Origin of the sequence: Streptomyces sp. NPDC053076, from assembly GCF_044546845.1 — a bacterium.
Taxonomy (GTDB): Bacteria; Actinomycetota; Actinomycetes; order Streptomycetales; family Streptomycetaceae; genus Streptomyces.
The window spans coordinates 97182-112019 of record NZ_JBITZL010000014.1 but is presented as its reverse complement, the minus strand read 5'-3'; the positions used below and the strand labels follow the sequence as shown (position 1 = coordinate 112019).

Below are 14838 nucleotides of genomic sequence, written 5' to 3'. Positions count from 1 at the left end.
GGTTCCGGTGACGGTCTTCATCGGACGACTCCCGAGAGCGAGCGGATCGAGGACACGGCGCCGTACACCCCGACCACGCCGTCGCCCACCCGGTCCCAGGTGTAGTGGGTGAGGACCCGGGTGCGGCCGGCGGCTCCGTACCGGGCGAGCCGGTCGGGGTCGGCGAGGAGGGCGCGGACGGCCGCGCTGAGGTCGTGGTCGTCGTCGGCCGGGACCAGGAGGCCCGTGGTGCCGTCCACGACCGTGTCGAGCTGGCCGCCGACCGCGGTGGCGACGACCGGCGTGCCGCAGGCCATGGCCTCCAGCGGGACGATGCCGAAGGGCTCGTACAGCGGCAGCGACAGCACCAGGTCGGCGCTGGACATCAGCCGGGGCATCCGGGCCCGGCCGACCCCGCCGAGCAGGGTGACCCGGTCGCAGACCCCGTACTCGCCGGCGATGCCGTACAGGCGCGCGGCCTCGGGTTCGGTGCCGAGCAGATCGGTCTCCGGGCCGCCGGCGATGAGGAGTTCGGCGTCGGGGATGCCGGCCAGGGCGCGGATGGCGCGGTCGAAGCCCTTCCGGGGCACGAGCCGGCCGACGGCCAGCAGCCGTCTGCGGGCACCGGGCGGGCGGGTGCCGGCGACCGGGGCGAACTGGTCGGGGTCGACGCCGCAGGGGACGACGTCGATCCGGTCCTCCGGCAGCCCCATGGCCTTGAGTTCGGCCACCTCGTCGCTACAGGTGGCGATGATCCGGGCGCACTCGTGGCCGATGGCCTCCTCGATCGCGAGGCGCTGCGGCGGGCTGGTGTCGGCGGCGCCCTGGTAGCGCTTCTTCACCGTGCCGAGCGCGTGGTAGGTCTGCACCACGGGGATGCCGAGGTCGCGGGCGCCGGCGAGGGCGGCCAGGCCCGACATCCAGAAGTGGGCGTGCACCACGTCCGGCGGGCTCTTGGCCCACTGCCGGGCCAGGAAGTTCCCGAACTCGGTCATGTGCGGCAGGAGGTCGTCCTTGGGGACGGGCGCGGGTGGTCCGGCGGGTACGTGCACCACCTGCACGCCGTCGATGAGGGTCACCCGGTCCGGCAGGCCGGCCGAGTCCCGCCGGGTGTAGACGGTGACCCGGTACCCCTTTCTGGCGAGCTGCCGGGCGACCTGCGCGACGTACACGTTCTGGCCGCCGGCGTCCGGTCCGCCGAGCGCGGCCAGCGGGCTGGCGTGTTCGGAGACCATGGCGACGCGCCCGGCCGTGTGCGTAGTGCGGCTCATCGGGTGACCTCCTTGATCAGGCGCTCCCAGTCGTCCAGGAAGCGCCGCTCTCCGTAGCGGGCCTGGGCCGCGGCCCGGGCCGCCGCACCGGTCGTGCGGGCCAGTTCGGGGTCGGCGAGGAAGGCCCGTACGGCGTCCTCCAGTACGTCGAGTCGGTTCGAGACGACCCCGGCGCCGGCGGGTACCGCCTCCCGGACCTCGGTGGTGTCCAGGGCGACCACGGGCATGCCGAGGAACATGGCCTCCAGCAGGGACAGGCCGAGCGAGGTCCAGCGCACGGGGTGCAGATAGAGGCGGCACCTGGCCATCTCGCGGTGCAGTGCGTGCTGGGGCAGGTCCCGGGCGCGGCAGCGCTCGGACGGCAGGCCGAGGTGTGCGGCGAGTCCTTCGGTGCGCATCCCGAAGACGTCCAGGGGCGCGGACCGGGCGAACCGGGTCAGCAGGTCGGTACCGGTGGTACGGCCCCTGCGCACGGGCTCGTTGACGACGACGGCCGCCCGCCGTTCGGTGCCGGTCCACAGTCGCCCGGGGTCGATGATGCCGTGCTCCACGACCTCGGTCGGGGCCTGGCCGTTGTCCCACATCAGCCGGTTGAAGTGGGTGACGTGCACGACGGGGAGCCTGGACTGGCCCGCCAGCGGGTGGAGCTGCCGCTCGGGTGAGCCGTCGGGGCTGTTGTGCTCGACGTACACGGCGGGCACGTCCACGCCGGGCCGGCGCCCCGTCCAGCGCAGGGCGAGGTCGAGTTCGTGCGGGCGCTGCAGGACCATCAGGTCGATGTCGGCGTCCCACAGTTCGCGGGGCGTGAGTTCCCGTACGGACCGTGGCCAGTCCCAGGTCTCCGCGCGGCCGAGACCGTCGGGTCCGCGGTCCTCGGTGACGGGGACCAGGTAGGTGTGCGGGCCCTGCACGAAGGCGGTGAGCCAGGATCCGTGCACGTGCCAGACGAGGATGTTCATGAGTGCCGCTCCTGGATGAGCTTGTGCACCGCGCGCACCACGTCCTGGCCGGTGACCTCGTCCAGGCAGGGGTGGCCGGGCACCGGGCAGGTGAGGGCCCGGGTGTCCGCGCACGGCGCCGACTGGTCGCCGAGCAGGATGACGGGGACGCCGTACGGCGCCCAGCGGCCGGCCGGGACCACGGGCGCGAACAGGGACACGACCGGGGTGCCGACGGCGGCGGCGAGGTGGGCGGGTCCGGTGTTGGCGCTGATCACGACGTCGGCCATGCGCAGCACCCCGGCGAGGGTGCGCGGGCCGGTGCGCCCGCCGAGGTCCACGGCCACGTCGCCGCCGACCTGCCGGGTGAGGGCCGTCTCGCCGGGGCCGCCGGTGACGACGACGCGGTGTCCGGCGTCGGCGAGCAGGGTGACCGCCTCGGCGCAGCGGTGGGGGCTCCAGGCGCGGGCGGGGGCGCTGGCGCCCGGGTGCAGGACGACGTACGGGCCGGAGCCGGTCAGGCCGCTGGTGTCCGGGGGCGGGAGGACGCGCAGGCGTCCGTCGTCGCCCGGGGGCGGCGGGAACCCCATGGCCGCCGCGGTGTCCAGGGCCGCCTCCGCCTCGTGCCGGCCGGCCTGTCGCCGGTGGCGTACGTCGAGGAGCCGGCCGGGGTGGTCGACGCTGTCGGCGCCGATCCGGCGGACGCCGGCGAGCCGCAGCAGCAGTGCGGTGGGCAGCGGGCTCTGGTGGAAGGAGGTGAGGACGAGCGCGGTGTCGTGGGCCCCGGCGCGCAGCCGCCCGAGCAGGGCGTCGATGTCCGCCGGGGTGACCGGGGGCGGGTCGAAGCCCTCCCAGGGCGCCTCCCACACCAGGACCTCGTCCACGCCGGGCAGCAACCGGGCGGCGTCCGCGCCGCGCGGGCCGCACAGCAGGGTGACGTGTGTGCTGCGGGCGGCGACGGCGCGGACGGCGGGGCCGGCGAGCAGCACGTCACCGAAGCTGTCGAGCCGGACGACGAGGGTCCTCATGCCGACGCCCTCCCCGTGGTCGCTGCGAGAGCGCTTCGTACGGCGGTGAGCACATCGGGGGCACTCTGACCGGAGAAACGTTTCACCTCCGCCGGTGCCGTGGCCGCGTTCGGCACCAGCACTCCCCGGGCGCCCGCCGCGTGGGCGGCCAGCACGTCGGCGGCGATGTCACCGATCACCAGGCAGGCGGCCGCCGGGACGCCCAGCCGGGCGGCGGCGGTGCGGATCAGGCCCGGCCGCGGCTTGCGGCAGGCACAGCCGGCATCGGGGGCGTGCGGGCAGAACACCCACGTGTCCAGCCCGCCGAGCAGCGCGTCGGCCCGCGCGTTGACGGCGAGCACCTGCTCGACGGTGAGCAGTCCGCGCCCGATGCCGGACTGGTTGCTGACCACGCCGGTGGCCAGGCCGTGGGACCGGACCAGCGCGACGGCCCGCGCGGCGCCCGGCAGCAACCGGACCCGGTCGGGGTCGCCGTTGTACGGCACGTCCGCCACGAGCGTGCCGTCGCGGTCGAACAGAACCGCGGACACGGTGGTCATCCGGCACCCCCCAGCGGCCGGGCGTGCCGGTGTCGGACGACTCCGCGCACCCAGTGCCGTACGGCGAGGGGCGGTATGAGCACGCTGGTGCCGAGCATCCCGGCGATCTCGCGGCCGGTACGCGGGCCGGGCAGGATGCGGGCGAGGGCGAACTCGGCCGTGCCGAGCGTCCACAGGGCCGCGCAGGCGGTGGCCGCCCGGCGCCGCCCGGCCAGGGCGCAGGAGGCGGCGGCGAGGGCCGCGCCGGTGACCGCCAGGTGGCGGGGCAGCCGGCCGCGGGGCGCCTGCGCACGGTCCCACCAGTCGCGGCCGTGCAGCCGGTTCATCAGGACGTCGTCGGCGTTGCCGCGCTGCGCGGGCAGGGAGGCCCACCAGTGGGCCGGGCGGACCGGGTGCCGGGTGACCCGGGTGCCCCGGACCAGGGACCAGCCGGCCCGCTGCACGCGCAAGGCGAGGTCGGCGTCCTCGCGGAAGGCCCGCGGGAAGCGTTCGTCGAAACCGCCGGTCCGCTTGAGCGCCTCGGTGCGGTACGCCATGTCGGCGGTGGCCCAGGCGGCGTTCTCCAGGCCCTTGGTGGTGCGTTCCCAGTCGGTGGGCCGGCGGTCCGGGGGCAGGGGGACCCGTAGCTTCCCCTGGACGCCGCCGACCTCGGTCCCGGCCGCGCGCAGATCCTCGGCGAGCCGCCGGGACCAGTCCGGCAGCACCTGGACGTCGTCGTCCAGGAAGACCGTCCAGGGCGTACGGACGGTGCGCCAGCCGGCGTTCCGGGCGGCGGCCGGCCCCATGCCGCCGGTGCCCAGGGTGCGCACGCGGTCGAGCAGCTGTCCGGCCGTCTCCAGCGGCAGGCCGCCCTCCGGCGCGGGCCGGTCGTCGACGACGACCACCTCGTGCGGCGGATGGCCCTCGGCCGCGGCGAGCGCGCGCAGGCACTCGGCGAGGCAGGGGCGGCCGATCGTCGGGACGACGACGGTGTAGCCGGGCGCGCCGGTCATGCGAACGCCTTCCCGCGGCGGATCGCGAACGGGCCGAGCACCAGCAGGTCCACGGGTGCCGAGCCGAAGCACTCCAGGGCGTCCCGGGGATCGTCGACCATGGGCCGCCCGGCGGTGTTGAGGCTGGTGTTGACCACCACCGGTAGTCCGGTGCGCCGTTCGAAGCCCTCGATCACGCGCGCCACCAGGGGCTCCTGGGCGCGGTCCACGGTCTGGATGCGCGCCGTGCCGTCGACGTGGACCACGGCCGGGATGCGGGCCTTCCAGTCGGCGGCCACCTCGTGCACGAACAGCATGTGCGGGCTGGGCAGCGGCCCGTCGAAGATGTCCCCCGCCCGCTCGGCGAGCACCATGGGCGCCACGGGCCGGAACTCCTCGCGCCCCTTGACCGCGTTGAGCCGCTCCAGGTTGGCGGCATGGCCCGGGTGGGCGAGCAGCGAGCGGTGCCCGAGCGCGCGGGGCCCGTACTCGCTGCGCCCCTGGAACCAGGCCACGATCCCGTCGGCGGCCAGTGCCTCCGCGGCGGTCTCGGCGATGTCGGCGGGCTCCTCGTAGGGTACGGCCGCCCGCTCCAGCCACGCGCGCAGCTCGGCGTCGCTCCAGCCGCGGCCCAGGGCGGCCGTCGGCATCGGCTCCAGGGTGTCCTTCTGCCCGGCGACATGCGCCGCCGCGCCCAGGGCCGTCCCCGCGTCGCCGGCGGCGGGCTGCACCCACACGTGCCGGAAGCCGCTCTCCCGCCACAGCCGGGTGTTCGCGACACAGTTGAGCGCGACGCCCCCGGCCAGGGTGAGCGCGTCCTCTCCGGTGCGTTCGCGCAGCCACCGGGCGAGGGCCAGCATGGTCTCCTCCAGGCAGAGCTGGGCACTGGCGGCGAGGTCGGCGTGGTCCTTGCTCCAGGGCCCGCCGGCCGGGCGCACCGGGACCAGGTCGGCCCAGGGCACCGGGCGGGCGCGGAAACCGCCCGCGTCGTCCGCCTGGACGTACTCCCGCAGTTGTCCGGCGAAGCGCGGAGTGCCGTAGGAGGCGAGCGCCATGACCTTGAACTCGTCGCTGCTGCGCAGGAAGCCGAGGTGCTGGGTGAGGTCCTCGTAGAACAGGCCGAGGGAGTCGGGCAGCGACTGGGTACCGAGGACCGTCAGTTCTCGGTTGGTGCACCGGCCGGCCAGGTGCGAGCCGCACTCGCCGCGGCCGTCCAGGACGAGGACGGCGCAGTCGGGGTACGGCGAGAGCGGACCGGCGGAGGACGCGTGCGCCACGTGGTGCGGCACGAACCTGACCTTGGCCGGGTCGAGTCCCGGCAGCGCCTCGGCGAGGAAGTCCGGCGCCCGGCGGGCGTACTCCTGGCGCAGGTGGTCCCAGGGGTCGTGCAGTCCCAGCCGCTCGGCGGGAAGGGCCAGGGAAGGATCGTAGGAGTAGGCGACGGCGTCCAGGTCGGACGAGGTCAGGCCGGCCTGCTGAAGGCACCAGCGGGCCGACTGCTCGGGCAGCTCCCAGGCGGAGAAGGGTACGGGCCGCTTCCCGTGCTTGCGACGGGAGAACCGCTCCTCCTCCGCCGCCGCCACGACCTTGCCGTCGGTGATCAGGGCGGCGGCGGGGTCGTGGAAGAGTGCGTTGATACCGAGGACATGCATGCGCTGTCTCCAGGGCCGGGGAAGGGCGGGGGTCAGGACTGCGGGGCCGGGTCCTCCACGCGCGGGACCGGCTCCGGGGGCAGGGCCGCGAAGTAGGCGATGGTCTGCTTCAGGCCCTCCTCCCACGGGACCTGCGGCGACCAGCCGAGCAGTTCGCGCGCGAGGGTGGTGTCGGGGCGGCGCCTGCCGGGGTCGTCGACGGGCCGGTCTATGAACGCGATCGGGGAGCGGGAGCCGGTGAGGGCGACCACGCGGCGGGCCAGGTCGGCGACGGTGATCTCGTCGCTGCCGCCGATGTTCACCGGCCGCACGGACCTGCTCCCGGCCACCCGCAGGATGCCGTCGACCGTGTCGTCCACGTAGCACAGCGAGCGGGTCTGGCTGCCGTCACCGGTCACCGTGAGCGGCTCGCCGGCCAGGGCCTGGCAGATGAAGGTGGGCACGGCGCGGCCGTCGTCGGCCCGCATCCGCGGTCCGTAGGTGTTGAACAGCCGTACTATCCCGGCGTTCGTCCCCCTGGTGCCCATGTGCGCGGTGACCAGGGCCTCGGCGAACCGCTTCGACTCGTCGTACACGCTGCGCGGCCCGACCGGGTTGACGTTGCCCCAGTAGCCCTCGTGCTGCGGGTGCACCTGCGGATCGCCGTACACCTCGGAGGTGGAGGCGAGCAGGACACGCGCGCCGTCGCGCTCGGCGATCGCCAGGGCGTTGCGCGTGCCGAGGCTGCCCACGTCCAGGGTCTCCAGCGGCATGCGCAGGTAGTCGGCCGGCGAGGCCGGGCAGGCGAAGTGCAGGACGAGGTCGTACGGGCCCGCCAGCCGCTCGGGGCAGTCGGCGGCGCTGACGTCGCAGTGCACGTACCGGAACCCGGGCCGGTCCTCCAGGTGCGCGACGTTCTCGCGCCGCCCGCAGGCCAGGTTGTCGGCGCAGTCGACTTCGACACCTGAATCCAGCAGCCGTTCGCACAGATGGGAGCCGAGGAAGCCGGCGCCGCCGGTCACGAGGGCGCGCCGCCAGGAGAACGGTGTGTCACCACTCATCGGGCTATTCCCTTCGTCGTCCTTCGTCCGCGCCGTTCGCGTACCGGATGTCCGTCCACGAGCACCGGGAAGGCGCTCGGCGGAAGTTCGGCGCGTGCCGCGTCACCGGGCCCACGTCATCGGCCCGTCGGAGAGGAAGAGGCCAGGGCTCGGGTCCCCTCGTCCGGAGGACCACCCTGGGTCGGCCGCCACTGGCTGGACGGCACTGGCAGCGGAGTTCCCCTACCAGTTGGTTTCATACGTTGGAGTCTTATTCTCCGGAATTGCGGGTGTTCGCGCGACTTCGCGGCGTCCATACCACGGTGACGGCATGGCCGCACGACGACGACGCCCCGGTGGTGCGATGGGCCCGGCCCCGGGGCGGTCCGGACGGCCGCCGTCCGTCACTCGATGTACTGACCGTGCGCGGGAGGCCGTGTAGCGCGCCGTGCCCGGGGCACTCGGCGCGGCGACGGCCGGCCGTTCACGGCCCGCCGCGTTCCACGCAGGAGGTACGACAATGGGTCACGGCGGAAACGTCATCCAGGAGCTGACCACCGATCACCGTGAGGTCGAGGAGATCTTCGGCCGCATCGAGGCGCTGCCGCCCGGCTCCAAGGAACGCAAGAACCTCTGCGACCAGGCCACGATCGAACTGGTCCGCCACTCGGTCGCCGAAGAGGCGTACGTCTACCCGGCGGTGCGCGAGCACCTCACGGGCGGCGACGCCCTGGCCGACAAGGAGATCGAGGACCACGCCAAGGCCGAGCAGATCATGAAGGACCTGGAGGGCTGCGAGGCGGACGATCCGCAGTTCGACAGGCTCATGACGCAGCTGATGAGTGAGATCCGGTCCCATGTCGCCGACGAGGAACAGAATCTCTTCCCGCAGCTGGAGGCGGCCTGTCCGCCGGACGCGCTGATGGACCTCGGCGACAAGGTCCGCCGCGCGAAGAAGACGGCGCCGACCCGTCCGCATCCGTCGGCACCGGACACTCCCCCCGCCAACAAGCTGCTGGCCCCGGGCGCCGGCCTGGTCGACCGGATGCGCGACGCGCTGTCGGGGCGGGGCAAGGAGAGCTGATCCGAGTCCGGTCCGCCCGGACAGTCCACGGGCCCGGGGCGTTGCCCGGGCCCGTACCCCTGTTCAGCTCCGTGTCAGCCCGTCTCAGTCTCCCTCCCGCCCTGCTGTTCAGCCCGCATCACAGCCACGGAGTGACCTGGGCTCCCGGGCGGGGCCGGGGGCGCGGGCGGGCCGCGCGGCACAGCAGCCGGAACGCCTGGAAGAGAGTGAGCGGCCAGAGCAGCGCGAAGCACCACAGCAGCGTGGGATCCGAGGTGCGGATGCCCATGACGGCGACGAACACCGACGCCATCGCCAGCAGCAGCACCGCCACCGGGAGCCAGACTCCGCGCCGTCCCGCGCCCATGCGGCGCGCCAGCCGCCGGTCCTGCCGGAGATTCGCCTCGATCTGCAACAGCGCGAGCCGTTCGCGCGCCGACAGCCGTACCTCGTCGTGCATGTCCCACATCTCCCACTCGTCCACGGCGACGCCACCTCCTCCGCCGGTCGGCGGCCTCCCGGTCCCGGACCACCGAGTTCCCCGGACCGCCCGGCCGATGCGACGCCGCCCGCAGGAGGGCCCGCCCGTGCCGATCTCGGAAATGTGCCGGATGGGAAAAGCCCCCGCCGAAGAACCGGTGGTCGTTCGAGCGGCGGCAGAGCGAGAATCCGCGACGAACATGACCTTCGCTGCCACAAGGCCGATACTGAGGAGCAAGGCTCTGTCCACCTGCCCCACGGCGCGCTCAGGGGGGATCCGATGACTCATCGGCCAAGCCGGTGTCCGGTCGGCGTCAGCACCGCCGGAACCCGTTCCGGGCCGCCCCGGACCGCATCGACCGACAACTGGCCGCACCTGGCCTGAACAGCGAAGACACCGGTCAGGGACTCACCTGCTCATCCTGCTGGGAGATAGGCATGAAGATGCTGATCAACGTACCGGAGACGGTCGTGGCGGACGCGCTGCGCGGAATGGCGGCCGCGCATCCCGACCTGCACGTGGATGTGGAGAACCGGGTGATCGTCCGCCGCGACGCCCCCGTGGCCGGGCAGGTCGCGCTCGTGTCGGGCGGTGGCTCCGGGCACGAGCCGCTGCACGGCGGGTTCGTCGGCCCGGGCATGCTCTCCGCCGCCTGTCCCGGAGAGGTCTTCACCTCGCCGGTGCCGGACCAGATGGCGCGGGCCGCGGCGGCCGTGGACAGCGGGGCGGGTGTTCTGTTCATCGTGAAGAACTACACCGGTGACGTGCTGAACTTCGACATGGCGGCCGAGCTGGCCGAGGACGAGGGCATCCAGGTCGCCAAGGTGCTCGTCAACGACGACGTGGCCGTCACCGACAGCCTCTACACGGCCGGCCGGCGGGGCACCGGCGCGACCCTCTTCGTGGAGAAGATCGCGGGCGCCGCCGCGGCCGAGGGTCAGCCGCTGGAAGGCGTGGAGTCCATCGGCCGTCAGGTCAACGAGAACTCCCGCAGCTTCGGCGTGGCCCTCAGCGCCTGTACGACCCCGGCCAAGGGCAGCCCCACCTTCGATCTGCCGGACGGCGAACTGGAGTTGGGCATCGGCATCCACGGCGAGCCGGGCCGGGAGCGGCGGCCGATGATGACCTCCGGGGAGATCGCCGACTTCGCGGTCAACGCCATCCTGGAGGACATGCCGCCGCGCAACCCCGTCCTGGTGCTGGTCAACGGCATGGGCGCGACCCCTCTGCTGGAGCTGTACGGGTTCAACGCCGAGGTGCAGCGGGTGCTTCGGGAACGCGGCGTCAGCGTGGCCCGCACCCTCGTCGGCAACTACGTCACCTCCCTGGACATGGCGGGCGCCTCGGTGACGTTGTGCCAGGTCGACGAGGAGCTGCTGCGGCTGTGGGACGCGCCGGTGAAGACCCCGGCGCTGCGCTGGGGAATGTGATCCGCCGCAGCGGACGGTCACCGACCGGCCGTACGCAACGGTCACCGATCCGGCCGCAAGGCCAACAGCCCTACCAGGCAAGGAGATACAGTGCTCGACGCCGACTTCTTCCGTCGTTGGATGACGACGGCCGCCGCGTCCGTCGACCGCGAGGCGGAGCGGCTCACCACGCTCGACTCGGCCATCGGGGACGCCGACCACGGCAGCAATCTGCAGCGCGGGTTCACGGCCGTGGCGGCCGTCCTGGAGAAGGAGGCGCCGGACACCCCGGGTGCCGTCCTGACCCTGGCCGGGCGGCAGTTGATCTCGACGGTCGGGGGTGCGTCCGGGCCGCTGTACGGCACCCTGCTGCGCCGGACCGGCAAGGCGCTCGGCGATGCCGCCGAGGTCGGCGAGGAGCAGCTGGCCGCGGCGCTGCGCGAGGGCGTGGACGGGGTGATGAAACTCGGCGGGGCGGCGCCCGGCGACAAGACCATGATCGACGCCCTGGTACCGGCCGTGGACGCGCTGGCGTCCGGGTTCGCCGCCGCGCGGGCCGCCGCGGAGCAGGGTGCGGAGGCCACCATCCCGCTGCAGGCCCGCAAGGGCCGGGCGAGTTATCTGGGCGAGCGTAGCATCGGCCACCAGGATCCCGGGGCGACCTCGTCGGCGCTGCTGATCGCCGCGCTGGCCGACACGGCGGAGGCGGACGGTGAGTGAGGAGAGGTTGGTCGGGATCGTGCTGGTGTCGCACAGCGCTGAAGTGGCCGCCTCGGTCGGGGAACTGGCGAAGGGCCTGGCGGGCGGCGCGACCGCGGTGCCGGTGGCCCCTGCGGGCGGCACCGAGGGCGGCGGACTCGGCACCAGCGCCGAGCTGATCGCCGCCGCGGCGGCTTCGGTCAACCGGGGGGCCGGGGTGGCGGTGCTCACCGACCTCGGCAGCGCGGTGCTCACGGTGAAGGCGCTGCTCGCCGAGGGCGACGAACTGCCGGACGGCACACGTCTGGTGGACGCGCCGTTCGTCGAGGGCGCGGTGGCCGCGGTGGTCACCGCCGCCGCGGGCGCCGACCTGGACGCGGTCGAGGCCGCGGCGGCGGAGGCGTACAGCTACCGGAAGGCGTGACGGGGGCACCCCGCGGGGCCGGTCGGCGCCTCTCGCCGAACCGCCTGACCGGCCCTTCCCCGCCACCGCGCGCGCCGACCCGGCCGCGGTCGAGACCGCGGCAGGCGGCAGGCGGCAGACGGCAGGCGGCAGGTGGCAGGCGGCAGCGGAGGCGTACCGCTACCGGAAGGCGTCACGGGGGTACCCCGCGGGGCCGGTCAGTGTTGTGCCACGAAGCGCCTGGCCAGCCGTTTCCCCGTCGCCACCGCCGCCGCGTGGTCCTCGATGGAGCTGACCCGGGAGTTCCGGAAGACGATGTAGGTCACGCCGGAGGGCACCCCGCCGGTGCGCGGGTCGGGCCGGATGCCGAGGGCGCGGGCGGTGGCATAGGAAGCCTCGCCGATGAGGTCGCGCGGGCCGGTGTCACCGACGACCGCGTACCGCACCCGGCCGCGATAGACGACGGCGGCCACGGAGCCTCCGCGTACGCCGAACCGCCCGGCGTTCCAGCGGTGACTGCGTGCCGGGACCACGATGTAGGGCAGCCTCTCGGCGCTCAGGTGGCGGCCGTCGGACTGCTGGAAGGCGGTGGCGGCGGCGAACACCGGGTCGGTGCGGCGGTTGCAGCGCGCGGTGGGCCGGCCGTCGCAGTCGATGTCCAGGTCGGCCTTCCAGAAGACGGCGTCACGGGTTCCGCAGACGGGCACGGTCGCGGAGTTGCCCGCGTCGGTGCGGAACCGGCCCCGGGAGAGCTGCTTGCACGCGCCGACCCGGGACAGGAGGTCGGCGGCGGTGACGGCGTGCTCGCCGAGGTCGGCGGCGGTGACGGCGTGCTCGCCATGGGCCACGGGCCGCTGGGGAGGCGGGACTGCGGTGGCCGGCGCGGCCGGCGCCGCCGGGGCGAGCAGGGCGGCGCCGGCCGCGGCCAGCGTCAGCGACGGGACACGCACGATGAGGGACCCTCTCGTTGGGGACAAAGCGGACATCGAGCACACTGTGCTGCCGGTCCGGGCGTGCGGCCACGGGGGCCGCCGTGAAGGGGCCGGATGGAGCACGTTCCTGACACCCGGTAGGTGACAGCGGGCCAGGGAAGGGCTGTTCACCAGGGGCAGTTCTGCGCGAGGGGACAACAGGGGCCAGGGGTCCGGGACGTGTGCCGGGCCGGACCCCCGGCCACCCGCGCCGGCGCGGGATCGGGACGACAGCGTGTCCGCGCCACCGGCCTGAACTTCCCTGCCGTGTAGGGCAGTTCAGCCGCCAGAAGGATAAGCATACGTAATGCCCGGGGAGGGTCACCAACGCGGCCCCCTTGCTGCGACCGCACCGGCCGGGCCATATTGGTCCGGACCTTTACGTGATGCCGAGGCCGTCCTGGAGGGCGCCGTGCGACGCGTTCCCCCTTCGCTCGTGCTGGTCTGCGGGGCGCTGCTGCTGGTCGTGTCCTGCGGCTGGAGCCGGGCCGACGACGGCGAGGGCCGGATGCCGGGGGCTCCGGCCGGGGTCACCGCCGCGGCGGGCAGCGCCACGAGCGTGCACGTGATGTGGAACGCGGCGCCCGACGCGGGGGTCCGCTCCTACGAGGTCTATCGCGGCACCACGAAGGTAGCCGAAGTACCAGGTGTGCAGCACATGGTGGACGTCACCAGGCTCAGGCCGTCCACCATGTATGCCTTCACCGTGCGGGCTCGGGGCGGCGCGGGCCGGCTGGGCCCGCCGAGCCCGGCGGTACGGGCGCGGACACCGGCCATGACGGCGGCCGACCGCTCGGCTCCGACCCGGCCGGACAGGACCACCGGGCGAGCCGTGGGCAGCCGCGCCGTCCAGCTGTCCTGGGGCGCGTCCCGGGACGACCGGGGCGTGGTGTCGTACGACGTCTACCAGAGCGGAGTGAAGATCCACAGCGTTGGCGGGAACCAGACCGCCACCGTCGTCACCGGGCTGCGTCCCGGCGGCCGTTACGTCTTCACGGTGCGGGCCCGGGACGCCGCCGACAACCTCTCCCCCGCCGGCGCACCGGTCCCCCTCACCACCCCGGGCCACGACGACGGCCGGAACACCGCACCCACCGGGTTCACCGCCGCCACCCACGGCTCCGACGGCGCGTACTACATCGACCTCGCCTGGGACCCGCCGCGCGCGGACGGCGTGATCACCGAGTACCAGATCCAGCTGGACGGCACCGCGGCCACCTCGCTCGTCTGGGGCGGCACGCCACCGCACGGCCGGGCACACCACAGTTTCTACGTGGGCACCGTGGCCGGGGAGGAGCACCGGGTACGGCTGCGGGCGCGACTGCCCGACGGCAGCTGGGGCGGCTACTCGACGGAGCGAACGGTGACCACGGGCGGCTGACCGCCCGGCGGCCCGTCACCCCGCCACCCCGGCGGCCCGTCACCCCGTCACCCCGCCACCCAGTCACCCCGTCACCCCGCCGAACCGTCGCTCCGTCACCCCGCCGAGCCGTCGCCCCATCGCCCCTTCGTCACCCGACCCGACCACGGGCCCTCCCCACCGGACCGTCGGCAATTCTCCCTGCGCCGGACGGAGGAACCTGTCACCTGACCGGCCTCCTCCCGCATGCGTGGGTGCCCGGCGCGGCGTTGGCTGCGGTGGAGGCAGCACGGACGCTTCCCTACCCTCGGCGGCGCATGGGACGTACCGCCAACCGTGCCGCCGGAGGCCAGCCCATGGACAACTCGCGACTTCTGCTCCGCTCCGGCCTGACCCTGGCGGCCGCCGCCGCGCTCCCGGCCGCGCTCGCCGGGCCGTCCGCCGCGGCCTCGGGCATCTCGGTCAGCACCACCGGCTCCACGGTCTCGGTGGTCACCAGCGCGTGCACCCAGATCAACAGCAGCTGGGGAACCGCGGCCCTGCTCACCAGCAGCCAGGCGAACTTCGCCCAGGGCCGGCAGGTGGCACTGTCCGGCACGACCATCAGCCAGTCCGCGGCGTGGACGGGGGTGAACCCGGGGACGTACACCGTGGTCGTGGTCTGCTCCAGCGGCATTACCGCCGGCAGTCAGTCCGTGATCGTCTCCGCGTCCAGCAGCAGCAGCCGCCCTACGATCTCGGCGACGTCCACCGCGGCTCCCTCGCGGGGCGTGATGGGCGGCCTCGGCGGCGCCGCCCGCGACTACGGCCCCCTGACCCTGGGCATCGGCGCGGCCCTGGTCGGCGCCGGAGTCCTCGCCACGGGCTGGGTCCTGCGCCGACGCTCGAAGCCGTACCGGCTCTGAACCGCCGGCACCGGGCAACGAGCGCGCGTCAGCACACGGCACGAACCCTCCACCGCGCGTCAGCACACGGCACGAACCCTCCACCGCGCGTCGCCGCATGGCCCAAGCCATCAGCGCGCCCCGCCCCGCGCGCCGGCCCACGGCCCAAGT

15 protein-coding genes are annotated in these 14838 nt (G+C 74.2%); 6 read left to right on the top strand and 9 right to left on the bottom strand.

Features of this window, described 5'->3' with window-relative positions; all coding sequences use genetic code 11:
- Positions 1 to 17: 17 nt before the first annotated feature.
- Genes ACIGYR_RS36795 through ACIGYR_RS36765 form a run of 7 tightly spaced genes read right to left on the bottom strand, consistent with a single transcriptional unit; the run spans position 18 to position 7418 of the window.
- Entirely contained in the window at positions 18 to 1250 is a 1233-nt protein-coding gene (locus tag ACIGYR_RS36795) for a glycosyltransferase (protein WP_399606792.1), read from the bottom strand.
- Positions 1247 to 2209: a glycosyltransferase gene (locus ACIGYR_RS36790; protein ID WP_399606794.1), complete on the bottom strand. Its 963-nt coding sequence runs from the start codon at positions 2207 to 2209 to the stop codon at positions 1247 to 1249. Before ACIGYR_RS36790 ends, ACIGYR_RS36795 begins: the two co-directional genes overlap by 4 nt.
- Positions 2206 to 3216 carry a glycosyltransferase family 9 protein gene (locus tag ACIGYR_RS36785; protein ID WP_399606798.1) on the bottom strand — a complete coding sequence of 337 codons (1011 nt, stop codon included), beginning with the start codon at positions 3214 to 3216 and terminating at the stop codon, positions 2206 to 2208. The genes ACIGYR_RS36790 and ACIGYR_RS36785 overlap by 4 nt, the downstream gene beginning before the upstream one ends.
- Positions 3213 to 3755 (bottom strand): D-glycero-alpha-D-manno-heptose-1,7-bisphosphate 7-phosphatase, encoded by a 543-nt coding sequence (locus tag ACIGYR_RS36780; protein WP_399606801.1) that lies wholly within the window; start codon positions 3753 to 3755, stop codon positions 3213 to 3215. The genes ACIGYR_RS36785 and ACIGYR_RS36780 overlap by 4 nt, the downstream gene beginning before the upstream one ends.
- Entirely contained in the window at positions 3752 to 4747 is a 996-nt protein-coding gene (locus tag ACIGYR_RS36775) for a glycosyltransferase family 2 protein (RefSeq protein WP_391844052.1), read from the bottom strand. Before ACIGYR_RS36775 ends, ACIGYR_RS36780 begins: the two co-directional genes overlap by 4 nt.
- Positions 4744 to 6378, bottom strand: coding sequence for a carbamoyltransferase (locus ACIGYR_RS36770; RefSeq protein WP_399606804.1), 1635 nt, complete (start codon positions 6376 to 6378; stop codon positions 4744 to 4746). Before ACIGYR_RS36770 ends, ACIGYR_RS36775 begins: the two co-directional genes overlap by 4 nt.
- A 32-nt stretch (positions 6379 to 6410) precedes the next feature.
- Positions 6411 to 7418 carry an NAD-dependent epimerase/dehydratase family protein gene (locus ACIGYR_RS36765; RefSeq protein ID WP_399606807.1) on the bottom strand — a complete coding sequence of 336 codons (1008 nt, stop codon included), beginning with the start codon at positions 7416 to 7418 and terminating at the stop codon, positions 6411 to 6413.
- Positions 7419 to 7917: 499 nt separating this feature from the next.
- On the opposite strand from ACIGYR_RS36765, the gene ACIGYR_RS36760 reads away from it, so the two are divergent.
- Complete coding sequence (locus ACIGYR_RS36760) at positions 7918 to 8481, top strand: hemerythrin domain-containing protein (RefSeq protein ID WP_399606810.1); 564 nt, start codon at positions 7918 to 7920, stop codon at positions 8479 to 8481.
- A 118-nt stretch (positions 8482 to 8599) separates the two neighbouring features.
- On the opposite strand, the gene ACIGYR_RS36755 is transcribed toward ACIGYR_RS36760, so the two are convergent.
- Entirely contained in the window at positions 8600 to 8944 is a 345-nt protein-coding gene (locus tag ACIGYR_RS36755) for a DUF3040 domain-containing protein (protein WP_399606813.1), read from the bottom strand.
- Between the two features lie 434 nt (positions 8945 to 9378).
- Here ACIGYR_RS36755 and dhaK point away from each other — a divergent pair, with 434 nt between their 5' ends.
- The 3 genes from dhaK (at position 9379) to ACIGYR_RS36740 (ending at position 11473) form a co-directional block, all read left to right on the top strand.
- Positions 9379 to 10371, top strand: a complete 993-nt coding sequence (gene dhaK / locus ACIGYR_RS36750; RefSeq protein ID WP_399606816.1) for a dihydroxyacetone kinase subunit DhaK — start codon at positions 9379 to 9381, stop codon at positions 10369 to 10371.
- A 90-nt stretch (positions 10372 to 10461) separates the two neighbouring features.
- The gene (dhaL, locus tag ACIGYR_RS36745; protein WP_399606818.1) at positions 10462 to 11070 is read left to right on the top strand and encodes a dihydroxyacetone kinase subunit DhaL; all 609 of its coding nucleotides are present in this window, start codon (positions 10462 to 10464) and stop codon (positions 11068 to 11070) included.
- A complete protein-coding gene (locus ACIGYR_RS36740) occupies positions 11063 to 11473 on the top strand; it encodes a PTS-dependent dihydroxyacetone kinase phosphotransferase subunit DhaM (RefSeq protein ID WP_399606820.1) in 411 nt (136 codons plus the stop codon). The genes dhaL and ACIGYR_RS36740 overlap by 8 nt, the downstream gene beginning before the upstream one ends.
- Before the next feature lie 197 nt (positions 11474 to 11670).
- Here the strand turns inward: ACIGYR_RS36740 and ACIGYR_RS36735 are convergent, their stop codons facing one another.
- Positions 11671 to 12402 carry a glycoside hydrolase family 75 protein gene (locus tag ACIGYR_RS36735; protein WP_399606823.1) on the bottom strand — a complete coding sequence of 244 codons (732 nt, stop codon included), beginning with the start codon at positions 12400 to 12402 and terminating at the stop codon, positions 11671 to 11673.
- A 433-nt stretch (positions 12403 to 12835) separates the two neighbouring features.
- Between ACIGYR_RS36735 and ACIGYR_RS36730 the strand changes: the two genes are divergently transcribed.
- Both ACIGYR_RS36730 and ACIGYR_RS36725 read left to right on the top strand, forming a co-directional pair.
- Positions 12836 to 13804, top strand: a complete 969-nt coding sequence (locus ACIGYR_RS36730) for a fibronectin type III domain-containing protein (protein WP_399606826.1) — start codon at positions 12836 to 12838, stop codon at positions 13802 to 13804.
- Positions 13805 to 14139: 335 nt separating this feature from the next.
- Complete coding sequence (locus ACIGYR_RS36725; RefSeq protein ID WP_399607153.1) at positions 14140 to 14688, top strand: hypothetical protein; 549 nt, start codon at positions 14140 to 14142, stop codon at positions 14686 to 14688.
- Positions 14689 to 14838: the final 150 nt, after the last annotated feature.

What these genes read in the sequence shown, in the direction of transcription:
- ACIGYR_RS36790 (WP_399606794.1), bottom strand. Translation starts at nt 2,209, where the DNA reads ATGAACATCCTCGTCTGGCACGTGCACGGATCCTGGCTCACCGCCTTC.
- ACIGYR_RS36765 (WP_399606807.1), bottom strand. Translation starts at nt 7,418, where the DNA reads ATGAGTGGTGACACACCGTTCTCCTGGCGGCGCGCCCTCGTGACCGGC.
- ACIGYR_RS36780 (WP_399606801.1), bottom strand. Translation starts at nt 3,755, where the DNA reads ATGACCACCGTGTCCGCGGTTCTGTTCGACCGCGACGGCACGCTCGTG.
- ACIGYR_RS36760 (WP_399606810.1), top strand. Translation starts at nt 7,918, where the DNA reads ATGGGTCACGGCGGAAACGTCATCCAGGAGCTGACCACCGATCACCGT.
- ACIGYR_RS36770 (WP_399606804.1), bottom strand. Translation starts at nt 6,378, where the DNA reads ATGCATGTCCTCGGTATCAACGCACTCTTCCACGACCCCGCCGCCGCC.
- ACIGYR_RS36775 (WP_391844052.1), bottom strand. Translation starts at nt 4,747, where the DNA reads ATGACCGGCGCGCCCGGCTACACCGTCGTCGTCCCGACGATCGGCCGC.
- ACIGYR_RS36725 (WP_399607153.1), top strand. Translation starts at nt 14,140, where the DNA reads ATGGACAACTCGCGACTTCTGCTCCGCTCCGGCCTGACCCTGGCGGCC.
- ACIGYR_RS36785 (WP_399606798.1), bottom strand. Translation starts at nt 3,216, where the DNA reads ATGAGGACCCTCGTCGTCCGGCTCGACAGCTTCGGTGACGTGCTGCTC.
- dhaK (WP_399606816.1), top strand. Translation starts at nt 9,379, where the DNA reads ATGAAGATGCTGATCAACGTACCGGAGACGGTCGTGGCGGACGCGCTG.
- ACIGYR_RS36795 (WP_399606792.1), bottom strand. Translation starts at nt 1,250, where the DNA reads ATGAGCCGCACTACGCACACGGCCGGGCGCGTCGCCATGGTCTCCGAA.